The organism is Streptacidiphilus sp. MAP12-33 (assembly GCF_041261265.1).
Lineage (GTDB): Bacteria > Actinomycetota > Actinomycetes > Streptomycetales > Streptomycetaceae > Streptacidiphilus.
In genome coordinates, this window is record NZ_JBGCCA010000030.1 from 99,156 (window position 1) to 122,821 (window position 23,666).

At 72.1% G+C, this 23,666-nt stretch carries 20 protein-coding genes; 11 read left to right on the forward strand and 9 right to left on the reverse strand.

Annotated features, from left to right (window positions below; genetic code table 11):
- Positions 1 to 135: 135 nt before the first annotated feature.
- From ABH931_RS27125 to ABH931_RS27145, 5 genes are all read right to left on the reverse strand, one after another.
- Complete coding sequence (locus ABH931_RS27125) at positions 136 to 1,605, reverse strand: glycosyltransferase family 39 protein (RefSeq protein ID WP_370118469.1); 1,470 nt, start codon at positions 1,603 to 1,605, stop codon at positions 136 to 138.
- Entirely contained in the window at positions 1,602 to 3,221 is a 1,620-nt protein-coding gene (locus ABH931_RS27130) for an ArnT family glycosyltransferase (RefSeq protein WP_370118472.1), read from the reverse strand. Before ABH931_RS27130 ends, ABH931_RS27125 begins: the two co-directional genes overlap by 4 nt.
- 29 nt (positions 3,222 to 3,250) lie before the next feature.
- On the reverse strand, positions 3,251 to 4,492 hold the full coding sequence (locus tag ABH931_RS27135; RefSeq protein WP_370118475.1) for a glycosyltransferase: 1,242 nt from the start codon (positions 4,490 to 4,492) through the stop codon (positions 3,251 to 3,253).
- A 130-nt stretch (positions 4,493 to 4,622) separates the two neighbouring features.
- A complete protein-coding gene (locus ABH931_RS27140) occupies positions 4,623 to 8,690 on the reverse strand; it encodes a beta strand repeat-containing protein (RefSeq protein ID WP_370118478.1) in 4,068 nt (1,355 codons plus the stop codon).
- A 176-nt stretch (positions 8,691 to 8,866) separates the two neighbouring features.
- Positions 8,867 to 10,663 carry a long-chain fatty acid--CoA ligase gene (locus ABH931_RS27145; RefSeq protein ID WP_370118481.1) on the reverse strand — a complete coding sequence of 599 codons (1,797 nt, stop codon included), beginning with the start codon at positions 10,661 to 10,663 and terminating at the stop codon, positions 8,867 to 8,869.
- A 150-nt stretch (positions 10,664 to 10,813) separates the two neighbouring features.
- Here ABH931_RS27145 and ABH931_RS27150 point away from each other — a divergent pair, with 150 nt between their 5' ends.
- From ABH931_RS27150 to ABH931_RS27175, 6 genes are all read left to right on the forward strand, one after another.
- On the forward strand, positions 10,814 to 11,581 hold the full coding sequence (locus tag ABH931_RS27150) for a metallophosphoesterase (RefSeq protein WP_370118484.1): 768 nt from the start codon (positions 10,814 to 10,816) through the stop codon (positions 11,579 to 11,581).
- 127 nt (positions 11,582 to 11,708) lie between these two features.
- Positions 11,709 to 12,149, forward strand: coding sequence for an SRPBCC family protein (locus tag ABH931_RS27155; RefSeq protein WP_370118487.1), 441 nt, complete (start codon positions 11,709 to 11,711; stop codon positions 12,147 to 12,149).
- Positions 12,150 to 12,166: 17 nt separating this feature from the next.
- Positions 12,167 to 13,354 (forward strand): ArsA-related P-loop ATPase, encoded by a 1,188-nt coding sequence (locus ABH931_RS27160; protein ID WP_370118490.1) that lies wholly within the window; start codon positions 12,167 to 12,169, stop codon positions 13,352 to 13,354.
- A 37-nt stretch (positions 13,355 to 13,391) separates the two neighbouring features.
- Positions 13,392 to 13,829, forward strand: coding sequence for a DUF5304 family protein (locus ABH931_RS27165; RefSeq protein WP_370118493.1), 438 nt, complete (start codon positions 13,392 to 13,394; stop codon positions 13,827 to 13,829).
- Between the two features lie 149 nt (positions 13,830 to 13,978).
- Complete coding sequence (locus ABH931_RS27170; protein WP_370118496.1) at positions 13,979 to 14,917, forward strand: ROK family glucokinase; 939 nt, start codon at positions 13,979 to 13,981, stop codon at positions 14,915 to 14,917.
- Positions 14,918 to 14,997: 80 nt separating this feature from the next.
- Positions 14,998 to 15,768, forward strand: a complete 771-nt coding sequence (locus ABH931_RS27175; RefSeq protein ID WP_370118499.1) for an endonuclease/exonuclease/phosphatase family protein — start codon at positions 14,998 to 15,000, stop codon at positions 15,766 to 15,768.
- A 151-nt stretch (positions 15,769 to 15,919) separates the two neighbouring features.
- On the opposite strand, the gene ABH931_RS27180 is transcribed toward ABH931_RS27175, so the two are convergent.
- Together ABH931_RS27180 and ABH931_RS27185 are read right to left on the reverse strand one after the other, a co-directional pair.
- The gene (locus ABH931_RS27180; protein WP_370118502.1) at positions 15,920 to 16,432 is read right to left on the reverse strand and encodes a hypothetical protein; all 513 of its coding nucleotides are present in this window, start codon (positions 16,430 to 16,432) and stop codon (positions 15,920 to 15,922) included.
- Positions 16,433 to 16,437: 5 nt separating this feature from the next.
- Positions 16,438 to 17,199 (reverse strand): alpha/beta hydrolase, encoded by a 762-nt coding sequence (locus tag ABH931_RS27185; RefSeq protein WP_370118505.1) that lies wholly within the window; start codon positions 17,197 to 17,199, stop codon positions 16,438 to 16,440.
- A 197-nt stretch (positions 17,200 to 17,396) separates the two neighbouring features.
- Here ABH931_RS27185 and ABH931_RS27190 point away from each other — a divergent pair, with 197 nt between their 5' ends.
- The 3 genes from ABH931_RS27190 to ABH931_RS27200 are packed head-to-tail and all read left to right on the forward strand — an operon-like array spanning position 17,397 to position 20,045.
- Positions 17,397 to 18,137: a lysophospholipid acyltransferase family protein gene (locus tag ABH931_RS27190; protein ID WP_370118508.1), complete on the forward strand. Its 741-nt coding sequence runs from the start codon at positions 17,397 to 17,399 to the stop codon at positions 18,135 to 18,137.
- An 8-nt stretch (positions 18,138 to 18,145) separates the two neighbouring features.
- Positions 18,146 to 19,366 carry a MacS family sensor histidine kinase gene (gene macS, locus ABH931_RS27195; RefSeq protein ID WP_370118541.1) on the forward strand — a complete coding sequence of 407 codons (1,221 nt, stop codon included), beginning with the start codon at positions 18,146 to 18,148 and terminating at the stop codon, positions 19,364 to 19,366.
- Position 19,367: 1 nt separating this feature from the next.
- Positions 19,368 to 20,045, forward strand: a complete 678-nt coding sequence (locus ABH931_RS27200; protein WP_370118511.1) for a response regulator — start codon at positions 19,368 to 19,370, stop codon at positions 20,043 to 20,045.
- Between the two features lie 9 nt (positions 20,046 to 20,054).
- Here the strand turns inward: ABH931_RS27200 and ABH931_RS27205 are convergent, their stop codons facing one another.
- Positions 20,055 to 20,567, reverse strand: coding sequence for a YceI family protein (locus ABH931_RS27205; protein ID WP_370118514.1), 513 nt, complete (start codon positions 20,565 to 20,567; stop codon positions 20,055 to 20,057).
- A 111-nt stretch (positions 20,568 to 20,678) separates the two neighbouring features.
- Between ABH931_RS27205 and ABH931_RS27210 the strand changes: the two genes are divergently transcribed.
- Complete coding sequence (locus tag ABH931_RS27210) at positions 20,679 to 21,152, forward strand: MarR family winged helix-turn-helix transcriptional regulator (protein ID WP_370118517.1); 474 nt, start codon at positions 20,679 to 20,681, stop codon at positions 21,150 to 21,152.
- Positions 21,153 to 21,218: 66 nt separating this feature from the next.
- Here ABH931_RS27210 and ABH931_RS27215 read toward each other — a convergent pair whose 3' ends face one another.
- A complete protein-coding gene (locus ABH931_RS27215) occupies positions 21,219 to 23,144 on the reverse strand; it encodes an anthranilate synthase family protein (RefSeq protein ID WP_370118520.1) in 1,926 nt (641 codons plus the stop codon).
- Between the two features lie 283 nt (positions 23,145 to 23,427).
- Here ABH931_RS27215 and ABH931_RS27220 point away from each other — a divergent pair.
- On the forward strand, positions 23,428 to 23,666 hold a 239-nt coding region (locus tag ABH931_RS27220), incomplete at its 3' end, for a 3-deoxy-7-phosphoheptulonate synthase (protein ID WP_370118522.1).

The following is a 23,666-nucleotide window of genomic DNA, read 5'->3' on the forward strand; positions in this document are numbered from 1 at the left end:
GGGTGCGGATGGCCCTGCGCGCCCCGGACCATCCGCAGGCCAGAGGGGTACCTCCCGGCCGAAGGCTGGCGGACTGTCGCGGCCACGCGGCAGAGCCGCACATGGGCGGAGCCCCGCGCCCCTGGCGGGTTGCCACTAGAGCCTCTGCCAGATGTCGTAGGTCTGCGTTCCGTAGGACGTCCTGCCGGGAACGCTCGCGACGAGACGGTAGCCCGCCGGGTCCGCCTTCAGTGCCGCCTTCAACTCGCGGTCGAGCGCCGCCGTCGGGCCGTAGTCCAGGACGACCAGGTCGAAGTAGCCGTCCTGGATCGCCGCCTGGTACGCCGGCAGGCCCGTCAGGGACTTGTACTGGAAGTAGTACGTCGTCAGCCACTCGTACGGCTCGGTCCGCGACGCCAGGTAGTACCGGGGGATCTCGTTCTCCTCCACCAGGTACCGCTGGTCCTGGCCGGGGCCCACCAACGGCCGCAGCGCGGCCACCTCGCCGGTGGAGTCGGGCCAGCCGCCGTACATCGGGGTGACCGCGTGGTTCGCGTAGAGGGCCAGCAGGACGCAGACGCCCAGCGCGAAGCCCGGGACCGCCCGGACCGTGCCGGCGCGGGCTGCCCAGGAGAGGCCGAGGCCGGCGACGGGGGCGGCGAAGAGGAGGCCGAAGCCGATGTGCTTGTGCAGGGAGACCGACGTGCCCAGGTGCGCCTGGTAGAGCGTGGCGAAGGTCGCGGTGACGGTCAGTGCCCCGGCCAGCAGTGTGCCGGGGACCGGGCGGGAGGCCGTGCGCGCGGTGGCGAGGACGCCGACGAGGGCCAGGACCGCGATCCAGCCGCCCCAGACCGCCGACAGCCGCAGGATGCCGGAGAGGGGTTCGGCGCCCGCCGCTCGGTTGACCGTGGTCTGCTCCAGGCCCTGCCGCAGCGACGGCCAGCCCGTCAGGGCCGCCCAGGCGAGGCCCGCCGTGGCGGCGGTCAGCAGTCCGCCGCGCAGCGCCGCGCGGCGCCAGGACAGGCCCGACGCCGGGACGGTCAGCACCGCGGCGGCCACGACCGTGGGCAGGTACAGCGCGGAGGCGTACTTGGTCGCGGCGGCCAGGACCAGCACCGGTGCCGCGAGCAGCACCCACGCCGGGTTGGCCCGGGCGAGCCGCACCACCAGCCACAGGGCCAGCGCCAGCAGGAAGACGCACATGGCGTCGTACGTGGCCAGCCGGCTCATGAACAGCGTCGGCGCGGAGACGCCGAACAGCGCGGCGGCGACGACCGCCGCCCGGCGGCCGTAGAGCCGACGGGCCGTCATCCACACCAGCGCCGTGGCGCCGACCATGAAGAGCAGGCTGAGCGCCCGCGCGCCCTCCAGGCCCAGCGCGCTGTCGACGAGCGCGGCGAGCACCGGGTAGAGGAAGGGCGCACCGGAGAAGTAGGACGCGTAGGTGTCGTAGGTGGGTGTGTGGTGGAGCAGGAGGTCCAGCTCGCGGTGGCCGGCGTAGAGGTAGAGCGCCTCGTCCTCGAAGGCGGTGTTGGTCAGCAGGTAGGCGAGGACGATCTGCAGCGCCAGGACGGCGAACAGCGGCCATCGGTCCCGCAGGGCCGTGCGGAGGGAACGGAGGCTCACTGCCCGCCCCCCGCCTGCGGGTGGTACGTGAGGCCGGACTTGTCCACGCGGAGAATGTCGATCTCCTGGGTTCCGGTGCCGAACCGGGCGACGACGACGGAGTGCTCCATCGCGGCGCGGACCGTGGGCAGGCCGTTGGGGTCCTGGCGGATGACGGAGGAGGACACGACGTAGTCGATGTCCTTCCAGCCGTGCGGGAGGGTGCGGGTGACCGCGGGGTCGAGGTCGACCTTGTAGAACCAGATCGCGCCGAGGCCCGGCTGGAAGCCCTGGTCGACCAGGTCGGGCCACATGGCGTCGTCGGAGACGATCCGGGTGTGCGGCTTGTCGGCGACGTGGGCCCTGACCCAGGCGGAGGCCTGGCTGTACTCGGTGTTGCTGTAGGCGGTGTCGGCGGTCTCGTCGCCGGTCTCCCAGTGCGGGGCGACCAGCCCGGCCGCGATCACGGCGCAGAAGGCCAGTACGTTGCGCGACTGCGGCAGCCACCGCGAGACGCGCCCGGTGAGGAACTGACGGGCGATCGCGTCCGCCACGCCCGCCGTGCACAGGGCGAGGAACGGCAGCGCCTGGAGCACGTACATGGCCGGCAGGTAGCCGCCGGGGCGGCAGGCGACGACCACCAGCAGCAGCGAGGCCAGCGCCACCTCGCGCAGCCGTTTCACGCACAGGGCCGCCACCGTCGCGGCCACGCCGACCACGAGGATCACCGGGTCGCGGACGATCCACCAGTGGAGCGTCATGTTGGTGACCGAGCCGCTCTCCAGGATCCAGCCGGAGCTGCCGCCCCGGCCGAGCTGGAACTCCAGCGCGCCGATCAGCGAGTTGTGGTCGGGGCCGGGGAAGAGCTCGCCCTTGAGCACCGCGTACAGCAGGTACTGGAAACTCAGCAGGACGAAGCTCATCGCGAAGCCGACCATGGTGAAGACCCTGGTCGAGCGGTCGGAGCCGCGCCACACCGCCAGCACCAGGGCCGGCAGCGTGATGATCATCGTCTCCTTGGAGAGCACGGCGACGCCCGCGCACAGCCCCGCCGCGATGTGGTGCCACAGGTGCCTGCGCTGCGAGAGCGCGAGGGCGAAGGCCGCGAGCATCCACGGCACCGCGAAGTTGTCGAGGTAGATCTCCCGCTGCATGGTGACCGACAGCGGCGAGAGCCCGAAGACGACCATGGCGAGCGCCGCCGCCCACCGGGGCAGGCCGATCCTCCGCGCCACGACGTGGACCAGCGCGGCGGAGACCGCGGTGACCGGCACCATGATGATCCGCGCCTGCATCACCACGTTCATGCCGTGGTCGAACAGGGCCGGGATCCACGACAGCGCGGCGATCTGCAGCCAGCCCAGCGGCGGGTGGTCGTACCAGTAGCTGTAGTGGGCCAGCGCCCCCTCGTGCTGGATCGCCCACGCCTGCGCCAGGTAGGTGCCCTCGTCGTCGCTGACGGTCGGGAAGTTGGTGATGTTGACGGCCTGGACCAGGACGATCACCACCAGGATCGGCGCGGCGACCAGCAGGTCCGGCCGGTTCGAAGCCCAGCGCCCCAGGCGCCGCCGCCGCGGTTCGGCGGCGGGCTCCTCGGTGCGCGGGAGTGCGGTGACGGCCTCGACGACTGACGTCATCGCGGAATTCCCCCCTCGGTGTCGATCGGTCAGCCCTCGGCCAGGTGCGCGCCGACGTGCCGGGTCAGCTCCCAGTCCTTGCGTCCGCGCAGCTCGCGCCAGACCGCGCGCAGCGCCGCCCCCGCCAGGATCAGCTGGTAGAACGGGGCCCCGAGCAGCAGCTTCGCGTAGTGGCTGAACCGCACCCGCAGCTGGTACTGCTTGCCGAAGTCGTGCAGGCCGACGACCTCGAACGCGGTCATCGCCGCCATCGGCACCAGCGGCGAGAAGGAGACCAGCGCGACGGTGACGGGCACCTGGGCCACGAACGCCAGCGCCACGCCGGCCAGCAGCGCGAGGCCGGACAGCGCCTGGATGAACGGGGTGACCAGCGTGTAGCGGGCCAGCATCCGCTGCCGCAGCGACGGCAGGCGCTTCCAGTCCTTCTTCCGGTACACCTGGAGGAAGCCCTGGTTCCAGCGGGTGCGCTGCTTGAACAGGGAGACCACCGAGTCCGGGGTCTCCTCGCGGGTCACCATCTCCGAGTCGTAGGCGACGACGACCTTGGCGCCCTGGCTGGACAGCCGCACCCCGAGGTCGCAGTCCTCGGCCAGGCACGCCTCGTCCCAGCCGCCGCCCAGACGCAGCAGTTCGGTGCGCACGAACACGGTGTTGCCGCCGAGGGGGATGAACCCCTTCTCGGCGTGCAGGTGCAGTCGCGAGCGGAACCAGAAGAAGTACTCCAGGCAGTTGCGCAGGCTGTACCAGCTGGAGTGGAAGTTGATCAGCTGGACGCCGCCCTGCACCACGTCGGCGTCGGTGTCGCGGAAGGCGTGGTCGACGTGGCTGAGCAGCTCCGGGTGGACCTGGTCCTCGGCGTCGAAGACGCCGACCACGTCGCCGCGGCAGCTGGGCAGCGCGTTGTTGAGCGCCTTGGGCTTGTTCTTCTTCTCGTGGTGGTCGGTCACCACGCTGACCAGGTGCGGGTGCTCGGCGGCGAGCCGGTGCGCGACGGCGGCGGTGTCCGGGTCGTCGTGGCCGACGATGACGATCACCTCGTAGTCGCGGTGCGTGGACTGAAGCAGCCGCAGCACGGTGTGCTCCAGCACCTCCTGCTCGTGCCGGGCGGGCACCAGCAGGGAGAACGAGAGCGCCCCGGTGCCGTCCGGGGCGCCGAAGCTGGTCCCGGCGAGCGTCTCCGGCGTGCGCCACGCGTGCAGCATCCACCACAGGGTGAACACCGCCACCCAGAACAACGCGAGCGAGCACACCACGATGAACGCGGAAATCATGGAAAGTCCCTCCCCACGGGACAAGCTAATGCGCGACCGCCCGCGCCTTCCGGGAATTAACACTCCTTTCCCCGGAAATTAACGAGCGGCCGCGCCGTGCACGTATTCCCGGCCATCGGCCGGAATTGATTTACGAGGTGTAGGTGATCGTCGGCGCGGAGACCGCGAAGGTGTCCGTCGAGGCGCCGACCCCGGCCGTGAACCCGACCAGCACCTTGTTCGGCAAGGTCACCGCCTCGTCGAGTTCCTGGACCCCGTCGATCTTGACCACGAGACGGCTCGCGGTCGTCACCTGGACGTCGACGGTGTGGGTCGCCCCCTGCAACGCCGGGACATTCGTGGTGTACCCGAGGGTGGAGAACGTGGAGGTGGCCGAACTTGTCGTGGCCACACCGAGATCCGGCGCGCTGCTCGCGCCGAAGTTCGAGAAGACCGCCAGCCCGGCCACCGTCGCGTCCAGTCCGGTGACGCCCAGCCCGCTGCCGTCGTGGCCGAGCGAGGTGGTGCCCGTCGTCGCCGCGTTCAGCAGGGCGAAGCTCATGCCGTCGCCGGTCTGGGCGCCGGTGGAGCTGATCGACTCGGTGAACGTGGCGTGCAGGCCCAGCGGGCTGACCGGGGTGGCGTTGATCGCGTCGCCCTTGGACGAGTGCATGCCGTCCGTGGTCAGCGAGACCACGCCGCCGGACTGGCTCGCCACGCCGTTCAGGTGCCAGCTCGCGTCGGTGAATCCGGGCAGGGTGCCGCCGGTCCCGGCCGGCTGGCCGGTGCCCGAGAGCGAGACGGTGACGGTACCGCTGGTTGTGGTCACCGCGAAGGAGCTGTTCTGGGCCCCTGTCAGGGTCGGTGCGAAGCTGACCGGGACGGTGATCGAGGAGCCCGGGGCGACGGCGGTGCCCACGGCCGGCAGTGTCGCGCCGAAGGGCGCGGCCGGGGCCGTGACGGCGGAGACGGTCTCCGTGCCCGTGCCGTTGTTCATCAGCGTCACCGTCTGGCTCTCCGAGCCGCCGGCCGTCTGCGGGCCGAAGGCGACCGTGCCCGGCGTCGCCGTCAGCACCTGCGGGCCGGTGGTGGCCGCCGCCGGGGGCGTGATCGTGATGTTCGAGACAGCGTGGACGTCGGTGCTCGCGCCGGTGCCGCCGGTGAAGCCGACATAGGCGTTGCTGGGCAACACCCCCGCCGCCGGGACGTAGTCGAGCAGCGCGGCGCCGTCGACCCCGACCTTCACGTGCCCGCCCGCCGTGGTGACGGTCACCGCGTGGCTGCCGCTCTCCAACGAGGCGGGGATCTTCGCCCAGGCCAGGTAGGTGAGGTTGTCGGCGCCGGAGCCGGGGCCCTGGGCGATACCGACGAAGTTGCCCATCCCGGCCGCGCCGTTCCAACTGGTGGAGAGGACCACGGCCAGGCCCGGCAGCTTGGAGAAGCCCATGCCGCCGCCGGACACGCCGGTCCCGGTGTCGGTGCCCCTGCTCGCGTCCACCAGGGCGTAGGTGGCGCCGTCACCGCCGCTGCCGCCGCTGAAGGTGGAGGTGAACGAGGCGGTCAGGCCGTCGGTCTGCACCGCACTGGTGTAGAAGGCGGAGCCCGACTGCTGGGTCGTCGCCGGGGTGAGCTGGATCGCTCCCGAGGAGAGCGTGGCGGAGCCGTTGGCCTGCCAGCTCGTCGGCGGCTGCGGCAGCGTGGCGAGGCCGGTGCCGGACAGCCGGACGTAGAGGTCGCCCTGGCCGGTGTTGCCGGTGATCTCGTAGCTGTCGCTGAGCGGGCCCGCTGTGCCGGGGGAGAAGACCACCGGCACCGAGATCGCCTGGCCGGGGCCGAGCACCTGCCCCTCGGCGATGGCGTTCGGGCTGGAGAAGGTGCCGACCGGCGCCTTCGCCTTGTTCAGGGTGACCGGGATGTTGCCGTCGTTGGTGACGGTGAAGCTCAGCTGCGGCGAGACCGTGCCAACCGGCACGTTGCCGAAGCTCAGCGAGCTCGGAGTGATCGTCAGATGCCCCTGCCCGGTGACCGCGGAGCCGCTCAGCGGCACGGTGAGGGTGCCGGAGGTGGAGGTGACCGAGAGCTGGTCGGTGGAGTCGCCGGCCGTGGTCGGGCTGTAGGTGACGGACTCGGTGAAGGAGCCGCCCGCGGGGACCACGGTGCCGGCCGCCGGCGCACCCGTCACGCTCCACGGCGCGGCGGGGGAGCCGGTCGCGGAGACGGTCTCGCCGCCGGTGCCGGTGTTGGTGAACTGGACGGAGGTGGAGATCGGCACCCCCGTGGGCTGGCTGTCGAAGCTGACGCTCGAAGGACTGGCCAGGAAGCCGGGCCTGACGCCGGACCCGCTGACGGAGAAGCCGACCGTCCCCTGGTCCGTGGCCACCTCGACGATGCCGGTGGTCGCGCCCGCCACGGTGGGGGTGAAGGTGACCGGGACGGTGAGCGTGCCGCCGGTCGCGAGCGCGGCGGGCAGCGTCGGCGCCGTCACCGAGAACGGCGCCGAGGTGGTGACGCCGGTGACGTCCAGCGCCCGGGAGGCGGTGAGGGTGAGCGTCCCGCTGCCGCTGGAGCCCACGTTGACCTGCCCGATCGGGACCGGCTGTCCGGTCAGCACCGAGGTGGCCGGGCGGCCGAAGGCCAGCACGTGGCCGTCGCGGGAGCCGATGTAGACGCGGCCGCCGCTGGTCGCGGGCGTGGCGAACTTGGAGGCGACGCCGTAGGGAGCGGACCACAGCAGGCTGAGCGAGCCGTCCGCGTTCGGGGTGCCGTTGTAGGCGTAGAGGGTGGCACCGGTGCCGTACATGTCGTTGGCCTTGGAGACCCAGACGACGGAGCTGCCGGCGGTGGTGCCGGTGGAGCTGACGACGGGCGAACCCTCGTTGAGGTAGCCGAAGTTGATGGAGCCCTGGCCGACCAGGGCCAGCGCCGGCTTGCCGCTGCCGTCGGTGCCGAGGTGGAAGGCCTGAAGTGGGCCGCCGTTGCTGGAGTAGTACACGTAGCCGCCGCCTCCGCCCCAGAAGGCCGGGTGGCAGTAGCAGCCGGTGTACGGGCCGAGCGTCTGCACGTCGGCGTCGCCGCCGCCCGAACCCTGCGCCATGCCGCCCAGGTTGTCGCGGTTCAGCAGGAAGATCCGGCCGTCCTTGCCCTCGGTGACGGCCAGGTGCCGGACGGCGGTCGTGCCGTAGCCGTCCGGGATCGCCATCACGCCGCCGGAGCCGAGGTCGCGGTCGTTCTGGTCCAGGTAGGCCGCGTCGGAGGGGGCGAAGAAGTCGTTCGCCTTGAGCGAGCCGTCGCCCTGCACGGTCAGCGAGATGACCGACTCCGACATGCTGGCGGGCGGCTTGCTGCCGGGGCCGACCGGCGGGGAGACGCCGTTGCCGGTGGAGAACTCGATGTGGCCCTGCGCGTCGGCGACCAGACCGCCGCCGGAGGCCCAGATGCCGCCGCCCTGGTTGGCGGCGCCGGTCTCGTCCACCCACATCGCCGTCTGCTGCCCGGCGGTGTTGACGCCGACGACGAAGCCGCGCCAGTTGCCGTGGTCGCAGACCGAGCCGAAGCCCGCGTAGACCACGCCGTTCAGCAGCAGCAGGCCGGGCCGCTGGCCCTCCTGGACGGGCGTGAAGACGGTGGTCGGGTCGTTGCCCGGGGAGCCGGAGATGACGACGGGGAAGCCCGCCTTCTCGTTGCCGGTGGCCGGGTCCACCGCGTGCATCTTGTAGACGGGCGCGTCGTGGTACTGGCCGCCGTCCTCCTTGGAGACCAGGTAGACGTAGCCGGAGGCCGGGTCGTAGACGGGCGTGCCGGTGATCCCGATGTACGGCGAGAGGTCGCCGCAGGACCAGGTGGCGCCGGGCGTGGTGACGCCGGAGGCGGGCCACGGCGCGCCGTAGGCGTCGCTCCACCGGATCGCGCCGGTGACCGGGTCCAGGCCGTAGACGTGGTTGGTCTCGGTGGCGACGACGAGGGTGTTGCCGACCACCACGGGCTGCGCGTAGACCTGCCCGTCGACGGCGGTGGAGAACTGCTGGCCGAAGTCGGAGGAGGAGACCTGGGCGGGCGTCAGGCCGGGCTCGTTCTGGTCCCAGCCGGTGCGGTAGGTGTCCTGGGAGACGGTGGTCTCGTCGGCGTGGGCGGCCGGTGCCGTGACGGCGGCGCCGCCCAGCAGGGTGGCGGCGAGACTGAACGCCGCCAGGATTTTGGGAAGCGCGGATCGTACGGACATCGCTGACGAAGTCCCCCCTCGTCCGGTTGGCGCGGAATGCGCGGGGCCAGCTTCCCAACCGTTGTGCACGGACTGGAGGGGATTTCGTCAGAATATACGCCGCGTTTATAAAAAGCCCTCCGGAATCACTGGTTCCGGGGGGAACATCAAATTCCGGTGAACTGCCGGAGTCCGAATTATTTCTTGTACAGCGCCTCGACCTCGTCGTCGAAGTCCTTCATGACCACCGCGCGCTTCAGCTTGAGCGAGGGGGTGAGGTGGCCGGAGTCCTCCGAGAGCACCGTGTCGATGATCCGGAACTTCTTGACCGCCTCGGCGTGCGAGACCGCCGCGTTGCCGTCGTCGATCGCCGCCTGGACGGCCGAGAGCAGGTCCGAGTCGGCCAGCAGGTCGGTGACGGTGGCCTGCTCCGGCTTGTTGTGCAGCTTCTTCCAGGCCGGGAAGAACTCCGGGTCCACGGTGATCAGCGCGCCGATGAAGGGGCGGCGGTCGCCGACGACCATGCACTCGCCGATCAGCGGGTGCGCCCGGATCCGGTCCTCGATCACGGCCGGGGCGACGTTCTTGCCCCCGGCGGTGACGATGATCTCCTTCTTGCGCCCGGTGATCCTGAGGTAGCCGTCCTCGTCCAGCTCGCCGATGTCGCCGGTGGCGAACCAGCCGTCGTGCAGCGCCTCGGCGGTGGCCGCGGGGTTGTTCCAGTAGCCGGTGAAGACCTGCGGACCCTTGAGCCAGATCTCGCCGTCCTCGCCGATCCGGGCGGCCGAGCCGGGCAGCGGCTGGCCGACGGTGCCGATCTTCGGCCGGTCGTAGGGGTTGAAGGCGGTGGCCGCGCAGGTCTCGGTCAGGCCGTAGCCCTCCAGCACGGTGAAGCCGATGCCCCGGTAGAAGTGGCCCAGCCGCTCGCCCAGCGGAGCGCCGCCGGAGATGGCGTGGGTGGCCCGGCCGCCGAGCGCGTTGCGCAGCTTGCTGTAGACCAGCGCGTCGAACATCCGGTGACGCAGCTTCAGGCCCAGCGAGGCGCCACCGGGGGTGTCCAGGGCGCGGCTGTAGGCGATGGCGGTGTCGGCGGCACGGTCGAAGATCTTGCCCTTGCCCTCCGCCTGCGCCTTGGCGCGGGCGGTGTTGTAGACCTTCTCGAAGACCCGCGGCACGCCCAGGATCAGCGTCGGCCGGAACGAGGCCAGCTCCGCGGTGACCTCCTTGAGGTCGGAGACGTGGCCGATCCGGATCGGCGCCATCGCGGCCGCGATCTCCGCGATCCGGCCCAGCACGTGCGCCTGCGGCAGGAAGAGCAGCACCGAGGAGTGGCCGGGGCGGAACAGCGGCGTAAGGCGCTGCGTCACGTTGCCGAGCTCCGCCATGAAGTTGGCGTGGGTCAGCATGCAGCCCTTGGGGCGGCCGGTGGTGCCGGAGGTGTAGACGATGGTGGCGACCGTGTCCGGGCCGAGGGTGGCCCGGCGCTCCTCGACCGCCGTGTCGGAGACCTCGGCGCCGGCTCTCACCAGCTCGTCGAGGCCCCCGGCCTCCAACTGCCAGACCTGCTTGAGCTCGGGCAGTCGCTCGCGCACCTCGGCGATGACCGCCTCGTGGCGGGGCAGCTCGGCGACGCAGGCGACCGCGCCGGAGTCGCCGAGGATCCACTCGACCTGCTCGGCCGAGGAGGTCTCGTACACCGGGACGGTGATCGCGCCGGCGCACCAGATCGCGAAGTCCAGCAGGGTCCACTCGTAGCGGGTGCGGGCCATCAGGCCGACCCGGTCGCCGGCGTTCACGCCGGAGGCGATCAGGCCCTTGGCGGCCGCCCGGACCTCGGCCAGGAACTGCCTCGCCGTGCGGTCCTGCCAGACGCCGTCCACCTTGCGGGCGACGAGGGGCAGGTCGGGGTGCTGCTCCGCGTTGGCGTGAACCAGGTCGGTGAGGTTTCCGCCGCTCGGCACCACGTACAGGGCCGGAAGGCTGAACTCGCGCAAAGCTTGCTCCTCGATCTGTCTGGCTGCCACGGCGACGCTGCTGGGACGCCTGGACGTTACTAGCGGGTAGGACCGGCGGGATAGATGTAGAAGCCAGGTGTTCCCAGGGTCACACTCGCTGACCAGCGTAGTGGGCCTAGGGTGGGGCCCATGCGGGTCCATGTGGTCAGCGACGTGCACGGCAACAGCGAGGCGCTCGCGCGCGCCGGTGAGGGCGCCGACGCGCTGGTCTGTCTCGGGGACCTCATTCTCTTTCTCGACTACGCCGACCACAGCCGCGGCATCTTCCCCGACCTGTTCGGCGCCGAGAACGCCGGCCGCCTGGTGCGGATGCGCACCGAGCGGCGCTTCGAGGACGCGCGCGCCTTCTCCGCCGAGCTGTGGGCGGGCATCGGACTGGACCGCGCCGAGGCGATCGAGGGCGCCGTGCGCCGTCAGTACGCCGAGCTCTTCGCCGCCTTCCCGGCGCCCACCTACGCCACCTACGGCAACGTGGACCTGCCGCGGCTGTGGCCGGAGTTCGCCCGCGCCGGCGTCACGGTGCTGGACGGGCAGACCACCGAGCTCGGCGGCCGCACCTTCGGCTTCGTCGGCGGCGGCCTGCCGAGCCCGATGCGCACGCCCTTCGAGATCGGCGACGAGGAGTACGCGGCCAAGGTCGCGGCGCTGGGCCGGGTCGACGTGCTGTGCACGCACATCCCGCCCGCGGTACCGGAGCTGACCTACGACACCGTCGCCCGCCGTTTCGAGCGCGGCAGCGAGGCGGTGCTGGAGGCGATCCGGGAGACCCAGCCCGCGTACGCCCTCTTCGGCCACGTCCACCAGCCGCTGGCGCGGCGGATGCGGATCGGCCGCACCGAGTGCGTCAACGTCGGCCACTTCAACGCGACCGGACGGCCATGGGTGCTGGACATCTGAGCGCCCGACATCCGAGCGCCCGACATCCGAGCGCCGGTATCCGACCGGTCTGATCACGGGCCGCGGGCACGGACGCGATAGCCTCTTCGCGGTAGTAGTACAAGGGTCGAGAGGCGGAGGCCACCCGATGGCGGAGCACACCAGGTCGAGCACCACGATCGAGGCCACCCCTGCCGCGATCATGGCGGTGATCGCGGACTTCGCCGCGTACCCGGTGTGGACGGGCGAGGTCAAGGAGATCGAGGTCCTCGCCGAGACCGAGGACGGCCGCGCCGAGGAGGTCCGCCTGGTGCTGGACGCGGGCGCGATCAAGGACGAGCACGTCCTCGCCTACACCTGGGACGGTGACCGCAAGGTCAGCTGGACGCTGGTGAAGAGCCAGATGCTGAAGTCCCTCGACGGCTCCTACACGCTCACCCCGGCGGGCGCGCGGACCGAGGTCACCTACCAGCTCGCGGTCGACGTCAAGATCCCGATGCTGGGCATGATCAAGCGCAAGGCCGAGAAGGTCATCATCGACCGCGCGCTGGCCGGTCTGAAGAAGCGCGTCGAGGACCTCGCCGCCTGATGGCCAAGGCGCCCGCCATGCCCCGCCTCGTCCTCGTCAGCGGCTCGGGCGGGGCCGGCCGCACCACCGTCGCCGCCGCGACCGCCGCCCTGGCCGCCGAGTCCGGCGAACGGGTGCTGCTGGTCGCCGCCGACGACCCCTACCGCTCCCTGGACGCGCTGCTCGACCAGCGGCTCGGTGCCGAACCCGCCCGGACGGGACTGGAGCCGGGGCTGTTCGCGGTCCGGCTGGACGGGCAGTCGGCCTTCCGGGCGGCCGGCGTGCGGCTGATGCGCCGCGCCAAGCCGCTGTTCGACCTCCTCGGCGTCGAGCCGCTGGAGGCGGACGAGCTCGTCGCCCTGCCCGGCGCCCGCGAACTCGCCCTGCTGGACCTGCTGCGCTCGCTGCCCGGACAGGACGACTTCGACCTCGTGGTCGTCGACGCGCCGCCGGTCGCCGAGCTGCTCACCGCCCTGGCGCTGCCCGCGCGGCTGGACACCTACCTCGCCCGGCTGCTGCCGGACGAGCGGCAGGCCGCCCGCGCGCTGCGCCCGGTCCTGGCCGGGCTGGCCGGGGTGCCGATGCCCTCGCAGTGGCTCTTCGAGGCGCGCGCCTGGGCCTCGGCCGAGCTGGCCGACGTCCGCGCCGCCCTCGACGCGCCCGGCACCACCGTGCGCCTGGTGGTCCCGCCGCCGGGCGGCCCGCGCACCCGCGCGCAGCAGCGGCGGATGCGCGCCGCACTGGCGCTGGAGCAACTGCCGCTGGAGTCGGTGCTGGTGAGCCGTGTCGGTGCGGCTGCGGTGGAGGCGTTCGGCGACGAGGGGTTCGGCGACTGGGACGAGCCCGTCCACCTGGTACCAGACCTCGGCCGGGAGCCGGAGCGCTCCGACCTGGCCGGCCTGGCCGAACCCGCCGCCCTGGCCACCTGGCCGGAGGGGCCCGTCGCCGCGGCCCGCAAGGCCGCCGCCTGGGAGGTGGAGGACCGGCTCGGCACGCCCGACGGCGTGCTGGTCTGGCACATCCCGCTGCCCGGCGCCGAGCGCGGTGACCTCGACCTGCTGCGCCGCGGCGACGACCTGCTCCTCGGCGTCGCCGGACACCGCCGTACCGTCCCGCTGCCGTCCGCGCTGCGCCGCTGCACGGTCGCGGGCGCGGCACTGCGCGACGGGGAGCTGACCGTGCGATTCGCACCCGACCCGTCCCTGTGGCCCGCCCCGCTCAGGTAGCGTCGAAGGCGAGGACGCCGACGATGGGGAGTGGGACATGAGCAGTGTCGAGGACAGCGGGGACGTGTGGGCGGAGGCCGTCGCCGAGCAGGGGCAACAGCCGCAGGAGCCCGCTTCGGCGGAGCACGTCCCGGTGGCGGAGCCCGAGGCGGTCGGTGAGACTGGCCGGGACGGTGAGGGGGCGTCGGCCGACCTCCCCTTCGGGCAGGATCTCGGCCCGCTCGTCGACGAGGTGCGCCGTTTCGCCTCGGCCGTCACCGAGAAGGTGACCGCCCTCAGCTCCGGCTCCAGCGATCCGATGGAGGTGTTGCAGAACCTGGCCGCACCGCTCCGCAGCTCGAGCCCCGCCGTGTACGGCCATCTGCTGGCGGCGGGGGGTGAACTGATCGCCGCCTACCGGGCTGCGGTTTCAGCCTCCGAACGCCGCTGGACGGCACCGAAGCAGGACGGCACCGAACACATCGACCTGGACTAGACCTCGTCGGGGTTCGTCCTGGTGGAGGTGAGGCAGAACCGGGAGAGTTGTTTTCGACTTATGAACTCGACCCGGAACACTCTCGCCTTCCTGTCTTCGGCTAATGTACGGTACCGCCCAGCGGGGATCTACCGAAGACTGAGGGACACATGGGACTCACCATCGGCGTCGACGTCGGGGGCACCAAGATCGCGGCCGGCGTCGTGGACGAGAACGGGGCGATCCTGGCGCGCACCCGCGTGCCGACGCCCGCCGATCCGCAGTGGGCCGTAGGCGCCATCGCGGAAGCGATCAAGGAACTGCGCGAGGACCACGAGGTCGTCGCCGTCGGCGTCGGCGCCCCGGGCTACATCGACCGCGACCGGTCGACGGTCCTGATGGCGCCCAACATCGCCTGGGAGAACGAGCCGCTCAAGGCCCGGATCGAGGACCTGGTCCACCTGCCGACGGTGGTCGAGAACGACGCGAACGCCGCCGCCTGGGGCGAGTTCCGGTTCGGCGCGGCGGCCGGTCACAAGGACATGATCATGGTGACGGTCGGCACCGGCGTCGGTGGGGGCATCGTCATCGAGGGCCGGATGCACCGGGGCAGCTTCGGCGTGGCCGGCGAGATCGGCCACCTGAACATGGTCCCCGACGGCCTCCCGTGCGGCTGTGGCTCCAAGGGCTGCTGGGAGCAGTACGCCTCCGGCCGCGCCCTGCGCCGCTACGGCCGCGAGGCGGCCGCGGCGGACACCGAGCGCGGCGCACGGTTGCTGGAACTGAACGAGGGCATCGCCGAGACGATCACCGGCAGCCAGATCACCCAGGCCGCCCAGGAGGGCGACCCGCTGGCGCTGGACGTCTACGACGAGCTCGCCGACTGGCTCGGCCGCGGCCTCGCCGACCTCGCCTCGCTCTTCGACCCGGCCGTCTTCGTGCTCGGCGGCGGCGTCTCCGACTCCGGCCACCTGCTGCTGGACCCGGTGGCCAAGGCCTTCGAGAAGTACCTGATCGGTGGCGTCCACCGCCCCCGCGCGGAGGTCGTCCTCGCGACGATCGGCTCCGCCGCCGGCATCATCGGCGCGGCGGACCTCGCCCGCTTCTGATCGCGATCTTCACAGGATGTGCCCGCCCGGGCCCGCGCCGTTCCACGGCGCGGGCCCGGGTGTTTTGCGAGACTCGCAGCATGGAGACGCTGAGCGATCAGATGTGGGACCTGCCGGCCTCCGGCCCGCAGCCGGACGGCTCCGAGATCGTCCGGGTCGTCAGCTACAACATCCGGAGCCTGCGCGACGACCGCACGGCGGTGGTCCGCGTCCTGCGGGCGCTCCAGCCCGATCTGGTCTGCATCCAGGAGTCCCCGCGCTTCTGGTTCCCCCGCCCCCAGGCCGCGTGGCTGGCCCGCTCGGCCGGCCTGATGGTCCTCAGCGGGGGCAAGGCGGCCTCCGGGCCGCTGCTGCTGGGCCGCCTGCGCGCGGTGCCGCTCGCCACCCACGACGTCTGGCTCCCACGCCGCCCCGAACTGCACCAGCGCGGCTTCGCGACCACGGTGGTCCAGGTCGGCGCCGCGGCGCCGTTCTCGGTGACGAGCTGTCACCTGTCGCTGGACGGTGACGAACGGTTCGAGCAGTTCCAGCTCCTGCTGGACCACCTCGACGGCCTGGGCGTCGCCCACTCGGTCGTCGGCGGCGACTTCAACGAGCATCCGGGCGAGCGCGGTTGGGAGGTGCTCGCGGCGCGCCTGCGGGACGGGTGGGCGGCGCGGCCGTGGGGCAACGAGTTCAGCAGCGTCCCGAAGAACCCGCACCAGCGGATCGACGGCATCTTCACCACCCCGGACATCCAGGTCCTCGCCTGCGGCGTCGCCGGCGAGGGCTACCCCGGACTCCGCGCCAAGGACCTGCTCCTGGCGACGGATCACCTACCGGTGGTGGGGGTACTTCGCATTCCCGGTTAGCTGCACCACCTCGGGGGGCGGGGGGCTCTGCCCGACGAACTGCGTGCGCAAGCAACCACCGGCGTGCGGAGGGCCCTGCGCGTCGAGGACCACCCGAACGGCGGTGGCTTGTCGCGGAGTTCCCCGCGCCCCTGGAGGGTGCAACCGGGCGTCAGACGACCGCGCCGTGGTTCGGGTCGTCGTCCTCTTCCTCCGGGTCCGGGTTCCGCATGCGGACGACCAGGGCGGCCACCGCGCCGGCCACGGCGCAGACGCCGAGGAACGTCGCCATGCCGGGCAGCTCGCCGATCTCGCCGAGAACGATCATGACGAGGCCCACCACCAGCGCCAGCAGGGCCAGCTTCGTCGCGGCCTGCGTCTGCGGCAGCGGCGGCGGCTCCGGAGGGGTGTAGTGCTCGTCGTCCGGGTCCTCCTCGGGCGTCCACGCCCGCGGGTCGACCGGCGGCACCGCGCGCACCATCGGCAGCGGGTTGATCACCGGGCGCGGGCGCGCCTGCGGACGCAGGTCCGCCACGTCCTCCGCCTCGGGCCAGCTGCGGTCGCCCTCGGCGACCGGCTCGTCGAAGCCCGCGACCAGCTCGGCGAAGAGCTCGTCGTCGGTGCGGTCGGTCCGGCCCTCGGGGTCGGACTGCTCGGGGCGCTCCACGCCCTCCGGCTCTGCCATCGCCGTCAGCCCTTCGTTGCGGGGACGGTCAGGCGCCGGACGAAGTCCATGCTCCCGTCGAAGATCTGGTCGGCGTCCCAGTCCAGGGTGGCCACGTGGCGGCTGCGTTCCAGCAGTCGCTCCTCGAGGTCCGCGGAGCCGACGCGCTCCACCAGCGTCCGGCCGCTGACGGGCGAGACCACGTTGTCCTGCGGGCTGCGGAACAGCAGCAGCGGCTGCGTCACCGACGGCAGCTGGGACTGGACGATCTTCGTCAGCTGCTTCATCGAGTGCGCGGCGTGCAGCGGGGTGCGGGTGTAGCCGCCCTCGTCGACGCCCGGCTTGGCGATGTCGCTCGCGATGCCGGGGAAACTCGGCACCAGGTGGCGGACGACCGGCAGCGCGACGTGCGCCTGGCCCGGCATCACGACCAGGGGGTTCACCAGGACCAGGCCGCTGACGCCGGCCCCCTGCTCGGCGGCCAGGTGCAGCGCGAGCAGGCCGCCCATGGAGAGGCCGAAGACGAAGATCTGGTCGCACTCCTCGGCCAGGCCCAGGTACTCGCGTTCGATCGTCGCGTACCAGTCCGGCCAGCGGGTGGTGTTGAGGTCCTTCCAGTGCGTGCCGTGGCCCGGCAGCAGCGGGAGGGAGACGCTGTAACCCTCGGTGGCCGCACGCTCGGCCCAGGGGCGCATCGAGTTGGGCGATCCGGTGAAGCCGTGGCAGACCAGGATTCCCACCGGCCCGCCGTGATGGCGGTACGGTTCGGCGCCGGGCAGCAGCGGCATGTGAGGTCCTTCCCGACCGTGGGCCAAGTGGGGGCGCTGGCCTGGAGCGCGTTTGCGGGGATGCGCCAGTCAGCGTCATCGTCGCATGTCGGCAACGCGCCCGTACAGCTTCCTGTTCCCGACCCCTACGGGGTGGAGGGAGATTGCCGCGAAGCGGACTAAGGTTCTCGGTGGTCAGGTGAGTATGGAGGTCAGGCTTGTTCTACCGGCTGATGAAGATGATCGTCGCCCCGCTGCTGAAGATCTTCTTCCGTCCGTGGGTCGAGGGGATGGAGAACATCCCCGAGGAGGGTCCGGCCATCCTGGCCAGCAACCACCTCAGCTTCTCCGACTCGTTCTTCCTGCCCGCGCTGATCCCGAGGCGCCGGGTCACGTTCATCGCGAAGTCCGAGTACTTCACCGGGACGGGGATCAAGGGAAAGTTGACGGCCGCCTTCTTCAAGGGGGTCGGGCAGCTCCCGGTCGACCGTTCCGGGGTGCGCGGGGCCGGTGAGGCGGCGATCCAGAGCGGCATCGCGGTGATCGAGCGCGGTGAGCTCTTCGGGGTGTACCCGGAGGGAACCCGCTCGCCCGACGGCCGGCTGTACCGCGGCAAGGTCGGCGGCGTGGCCCGGATCGCGCTGGCGACCGGTGCGCCGGTGATCCCCGTCGCGATGATCGACACCGAGAAGCTCCAGCCTCCGGGCCAGGTGCTGCCGAAGTTCGGCGTCCGTCCGGGCATCCGGATCGGCCGGCCGATGGACTTCTCGCGCTACCACGGCATGGAGAACGACCGGTTCATCCTGCGTTCGGTCACCGACGAGGTGATGTACGAGATCATGCGCCTCTCCGGGCAGGAGTACGTGGACGTCTACGCGACGGCCGCCAAGCGGGCGATGCAGGACGCGAAGAAGGCCGAGAAGCAGGCGTCCAGGCAGCAGGACAAGCAGGGCCAGTAGGGGAGGGGATCGTGGGGGGAAAGCCGAAGGGCGTCGCGGTCGGCGGGGGCTCGTTCTCCGTCGAGCAGCCGCTGTGGATCGCCATCAGCGCGTTCCGGGTGCTGACGCTGCTCTACGCGATAGGCCGCTACGCCCAGCACGAGCAGCACTACACCAACCAGCTCGGCGCGTGGATCTACATGGGCGTGCTGTCGGCCTGGACGCTGGGCACGGTCAAGGTCTTCTGGTCGAAGGAGACGTGCACGCGCCGCTGGCTGATCGTCGACCTGGGGCTGGTCGTGGCCGGCATCCTGCTGACGCGGGCCTTCGACTCCTGGCACTGGGTGCAGGGCGGGGACGTCACCCTGCCCACCATCCGTGCGGCGAGCGCGGTGCTCGGCTTCGCCGTGTACGGCGGCTGGCTCCCGGGGGCGATCGCAGGGGCGGTCGTCGGCGTCGCCAACGTCATCGAGGCGGGCACGCTCGACGGCTCCAACCTGCACAACATCGTGCTGCTGCTGCTCAGCGGCGTGGCCATCGGCTTCGTCGTCGACCTGGCCCGCAAGAGCGAGGAGACGCTCGCCCGCGCGCTGGAGATCCAGGCGGCGACCCGTGAGCGCGAGCGCCTGGCCAGGGACATCCACGACGGGGTGCTCCAGGTGCTCACCCTGGTCAAGCGACGCGGCGCGGAGCTCGGCGGCGAGGCCGCCGAGATCGCCGCGCTCGCGGGGGAGCAGGAGGTGGCGTTGCGCCGCCTGATCGCCAGCGAGGTGCAGCCGGCGCTGCCCGGCGGGTTGTTCGGCGCGGCCAGACGCGGCCGTGCGCCGGCGGCCGCCGATCCGCACCTGCCACAGGACCTGCGGGCCCTGCTCGCGCCGCTCGCCGACCCGCGGGTCAGCGTGGCGCAGCCCGGCACGGAGGTGCTGCTTCCCTTCCGCGCGGCGGACGAGCTCGCGGCCGCTGTCGGTGCCGCGTTGGACAATGTGCGGCAGCACGTGGGCGAGCAGGCCCAGGCGTGGATCCTGGTGGAGGACGAGCCGGACGCGGTGATCGTCAGCGTCCGTGACGACGGTCCCGGTTTCGACCCGGCGCGGTTGGCCGAGGCCGAGCGCGAGGGCAGGCTCGGGGTGTCGCAGTCGATCCGCGGCCGGTTGCGGGATCTGGGCGGCAGCGCGGAGTTCTTCTCCGCCGCAGGGCAGGGCACCGAGGTGGAGCTGCGGGTGCCGAAGCAGCGTCAGCAGGAGGGGTGAGATGAGCGAGGCCGGGATCCGGGTGATGGTGGTCGACGACCACCCGATGTGGCGCGAGGCGGTGGCCAGGGACCTGGCCGACGCCGGGTTCGACGTCGTGGCCACCGCGGGCGACGCGCGCGAGGCCGTGCAGCGCGGCCGGGCGAGCCGGCCCGGCGTGGTCGTGCTCGACCTGAACCTGCCCGACCAGCCGGGCGTCGAGGTCTGCCGCCAGCTGATGGCGGGCGACGCCGCGCCACGCGTGCTGGTGCTGTCCGCCAGCGGCGAGCACGGCGACGTGCTGGAGGCGGTCAAGTCCGGTGCCACCGGCTACCTGGTCAAGTCCGCCAGCCGTGAGGACCTGATCGACGCGGTGCGGCGCACCGCCGCGGGCGACGCGGTGTTCACCCCCGGGCTGGCCGGCCTCGTCCTCGGCGAGTTCCGCCGCCTGGCGGCCGAGCCCGCGCCGGCCGGCCAGGACGGCCCGAGCGCGCCCAGGCTGACGGACCGGGAGACGGAGGTGCTGCGGCTGGTGGCCAAGGGCCTGCCGTACAAGGCGATCGCCGACCGCCTGGTGCTCTCGCCGCGCACGGTGCAGAACCACGTCCAGAACACCCTCGGCAAGCTGCAGCTGCACAACCGGGTGGAGCTGGTCCGTTACGCCATCGCCGCGGGGCTCGACGAGGAGGAGCAGGCCTGACCGCCGCCGTCAGGCCTGCCTGAAGGTGGCGTTGACGGTGACCGCCGTCAGGCCCTTCAGCATGCCCAGCTTGTTCCAGCCGAGGCCGAAGCGGTCCCGGTCGATGACGGTGTCCACGGCCAGGGTGACGCTCGCGTCGGTGCGATCGGTGACGGTCCCGGTGAGGGTCAGCGGCTCGGTGACGCCGTGCACGGTCAGCTGCCCGTCGAGCTCGACGGTGCCGTCGCTCTGCGGCCGGGCCTCGGTGGCGGTGAAGACCAGCTCGGGGAAGCGCTCGGTGTCGAAGAAGTCGGCCCCGCGCAGGTGCAGGTCCCGCTTGGCGTGGCCGGTGTCCAGGGAGGCGCTGGCCAGGGTCAGCGTGCCGGAGGCGGGGCCTCCGTCGGCGGGTATCTCGCCCGCGCCGGTCACCTCGGTGAAGCGGCCCTTGACGGTGACCAGGCCCCACATCGTCCTGTGCTGGATACGGACCTCGGTGGCCGCGGGGTCGAGCCGGTAGTGCCCGGCGGGCAGGGTGACAGACATGACGGAGAGACCTCTCACTGGATAGCTAGCTGGATATTAAGTAGCTAGTTAGACATTAGCCCGCGTTGCTACCCTGGGCAAGAGCGGTCGATTCGTACGAAAGGTCGGGGGATGGCCGAGAAGTGTCCGGACGCGGCGGACCTGGAACTGCTGGACCAGTGGAACACCCTTCAGGCCGGCTTCCGGCGGGTGACCGACCAGCTGCTGGCCGACGTGCAGGCGAAGGCGGGCCTGACGCCCTCGGAGTTCCAGGTGCTCTGGTTCCTGCTGACCTCGCCCGAGCAGACGGCGCCGATGAACCAGCTGGCCGCCACGCTGAACTTCACCACGGCCGGCACCACCAAGGTCGCCGACCGGCTGACGGAGGCGGAACTGCTGCACCGTCAGCCGAGCGCCGCGGACCGGCGCGTGGTCCTGGCCTCGCTCACGGACCAGGGCCGGCGCGTCGCCATGGACGCCGCGCTGACCCTGGCCGGGGCCCTGCGGGAACGGGTGGTGAGCCGCGTCGGCGCGGAGACCTTCGCGTCCACCGCCCACTGCGTGCGCGAGCTCGACCCGAACCCGGAGCGGCTCTGCCGCCCGTGACGCCGTGGCTCTGCCGCCCGTGACGCCGCGGTTCTGCCGCCCGTGAGCCGCTGACCGCTCGAGGGTTCAGGCCGTCTGCGGCACCAGCCCGCGCAGCGCCTCACGCACGATCGCGAGGCCGTCGAGCGTCAGCACCGACTCCGGGTGGAACTGGAGCCCGGCGAACCCCGGGCCGCGCAGGGCGTGCACGTCTCCCGTGGCCCCGTCGCGGCTCAGCTCGACGCCCCGCTCCGCCAGCCGCGCCGCCGCGTCGTCGTCGCAGCGGGCCGTGAAGGTGTTGTAGAAGCCGACGGTGTGCTCCTCCCCGAACAGCGTGATCCGTTCCTGGGCGCCCTGGTACGGGGTGTCCTTGCGGTGCAGCGGCAGACCCAGGGCCTGACTCAGCAACTGGTGGCTCAGGCACACCGCCAGGAAGCCGTGCGGGCGGCCGGTGTCCAGCAGCGAGGCGACCAGCTCCCGCATCGCGTTCATCTTCGGGTCGTCCGCCGCCGGATCGCCGGGGCCGGGGCCGAGCACCAGCGGACCCTCGTGCGCGGCGACGGCATCCGCCAGGCCCGGCGCGTCCCAGCGCCGCACCGTCACCCGGTGGCCCAGCGAGCGCAGCAGGTGCGCGAGCATCGAGGTGAAGGTGTCCTCGCAGTCGATCACCAGGCAGTCCTGGCCCGAGGTCCCCTCCGGTGCCATGGGCGTCTGCATCCGCAGCCAGAACGGCGAAAGGTTCCTGCGGCGCGCGTCCAGCGCGGCCTGCACCCGGTGGTGGTCGGCGAGCAGCGGCGCCGAGCCGCCGCCCCGGGGTGCCCGGGGCGGGACGGCGCCGATCGCGGCGAGCACGCCGGCCGCCTTGGCGTGGGTCTCGGCCACCTCGGAGTCCGGGTCGGAGTGCCGCACCAGCGTCGCGCCGACGCGTACCGCGAGGCGGCCCGTCGCCGGGTCGATGTCGGCGGTGCGGATGAGAATGGGGGAGTCGAGGGTCTGCGCACCGCCCGCGGTGCGGCCGATCAGGGCGAGGGCGCCGGAGTAGTAGCCGCGGCCGGTGGACTCGTGGCGGGAGATGACCCGGGTCGCGTTCTCGACGGGGCTGCCGGTCACGGTGGCGGCGAACATGGTCTCGCGCAGCACCTCCCGCACGTCCAGCGAGGTGCGGCCGCGCAGCTCGTACTCGGTGTGCGCGAGGTGCGCCATCTCCTTCAGCCGCGGGCCGAGGACCTGGCCGCCCAGGTCGCCGACCTGGCACATCATCTTCAGCTCCTCGTCCACGACCATGGTGAGCTCCTCCAGCTCCTTGCGGTCGTGGAGGAAGGTGAGGAGCGAGTCGAGGCCGGGGCCCGCGGCGGGGTAGCGGTAGGTGCCGGAGATCGGGTTCATCACGACCGTCTCCGCGGTCTGCCGCACGTGCACCTCCGGGCTGGCCCCCACGAGCACCCGATCTCCCGTGTGGACGAGGAAGGTCCAGTACGCGCCGCGCTCCTGCTCCAGCAGGCGGCGGAAGAGGGTCAGCGCGAGGGCCGGGGAGAAGTCCGTGAGCGTCGCGGTGAAGTCGCGCCGGATGACGAAGTTGGCACCCTCGCCGCGGCCGATCTCCTCGTCGATGACCCGCCGCACGATCGCGGCGTAGGCGGCGTCGTCCACGTCGAAGCCGCCGTCGCCCAGCTCGACCTTGCGTTGCGGCAGGGCGGCGCGCAGCTCGGCCAGCGGGAGCCGGTAGGACTCGCGGACCTTCAGCGCGCGCAGCGGCGTGCCGTCGTCGCGGACCTCGAAGCCGCGCTCGCGGATCTGCCGGTAGGGCACCAGCGCGAGCAGGTCGTGCTCGGGCAGCCCGGACTGCGGCGCGCCGGAAGGGAGCGGCAGCTCGGCCAGGGTCTCGTACCCGCCGACCTCGCCCAGGAGCAGTTCCACGGTGTCCGGGGCCAGGCGCGGGGTGCGGCGGTGCAGCAGGGCGAACGGCTCGCCTGCTTCGGTGAGCCGGGCGATCAGGGCGGGCACGTCGGTCACGGTGGGCCTTCCGGGGAGTCGGGTCGGGGTCCGGCCGCTCTTCGGGGAGGCTCTCCGCGTCAGACGCGAAACGGCCGCCCCGAGGGGCGGCCGTTGAAGTCTGCGTGGGTACGCGAGCTAGCGGGCCGCCTCGGGGACGGTCCACCACCAGGAGTAGGCGTGCTGCTGCGCGTTCACGGGACGAGCCTAGCGCAGTGCCGCGACAGGGGGTGCCGTTCCATGATGTGTCTCACCCATCGGGCGTCATGGCGTTTCCATATGCGTGACCACGTAGCCTTGCAGCGTGACCGTGAACGTTGACACCACCGCCCAGGACTTCTCCTGGCTGTCCCTTCCCGCGGCGCAGCAGCCTGAATGGCCGGATTCCGAGGCTCTGCGCAAGGTGCTTGCGGACCTCGCCTCGTATCCGCCGCTGGTCTTTGCCGGTGAGTGCGACCAGCTGCGCGCCCGGCTTGGGGCTGTCGCGCGCGGTGAGGCGTTCTTGCTGCAGGGCGGCGACTGCGCCGAGGCCTTCGACGCCGT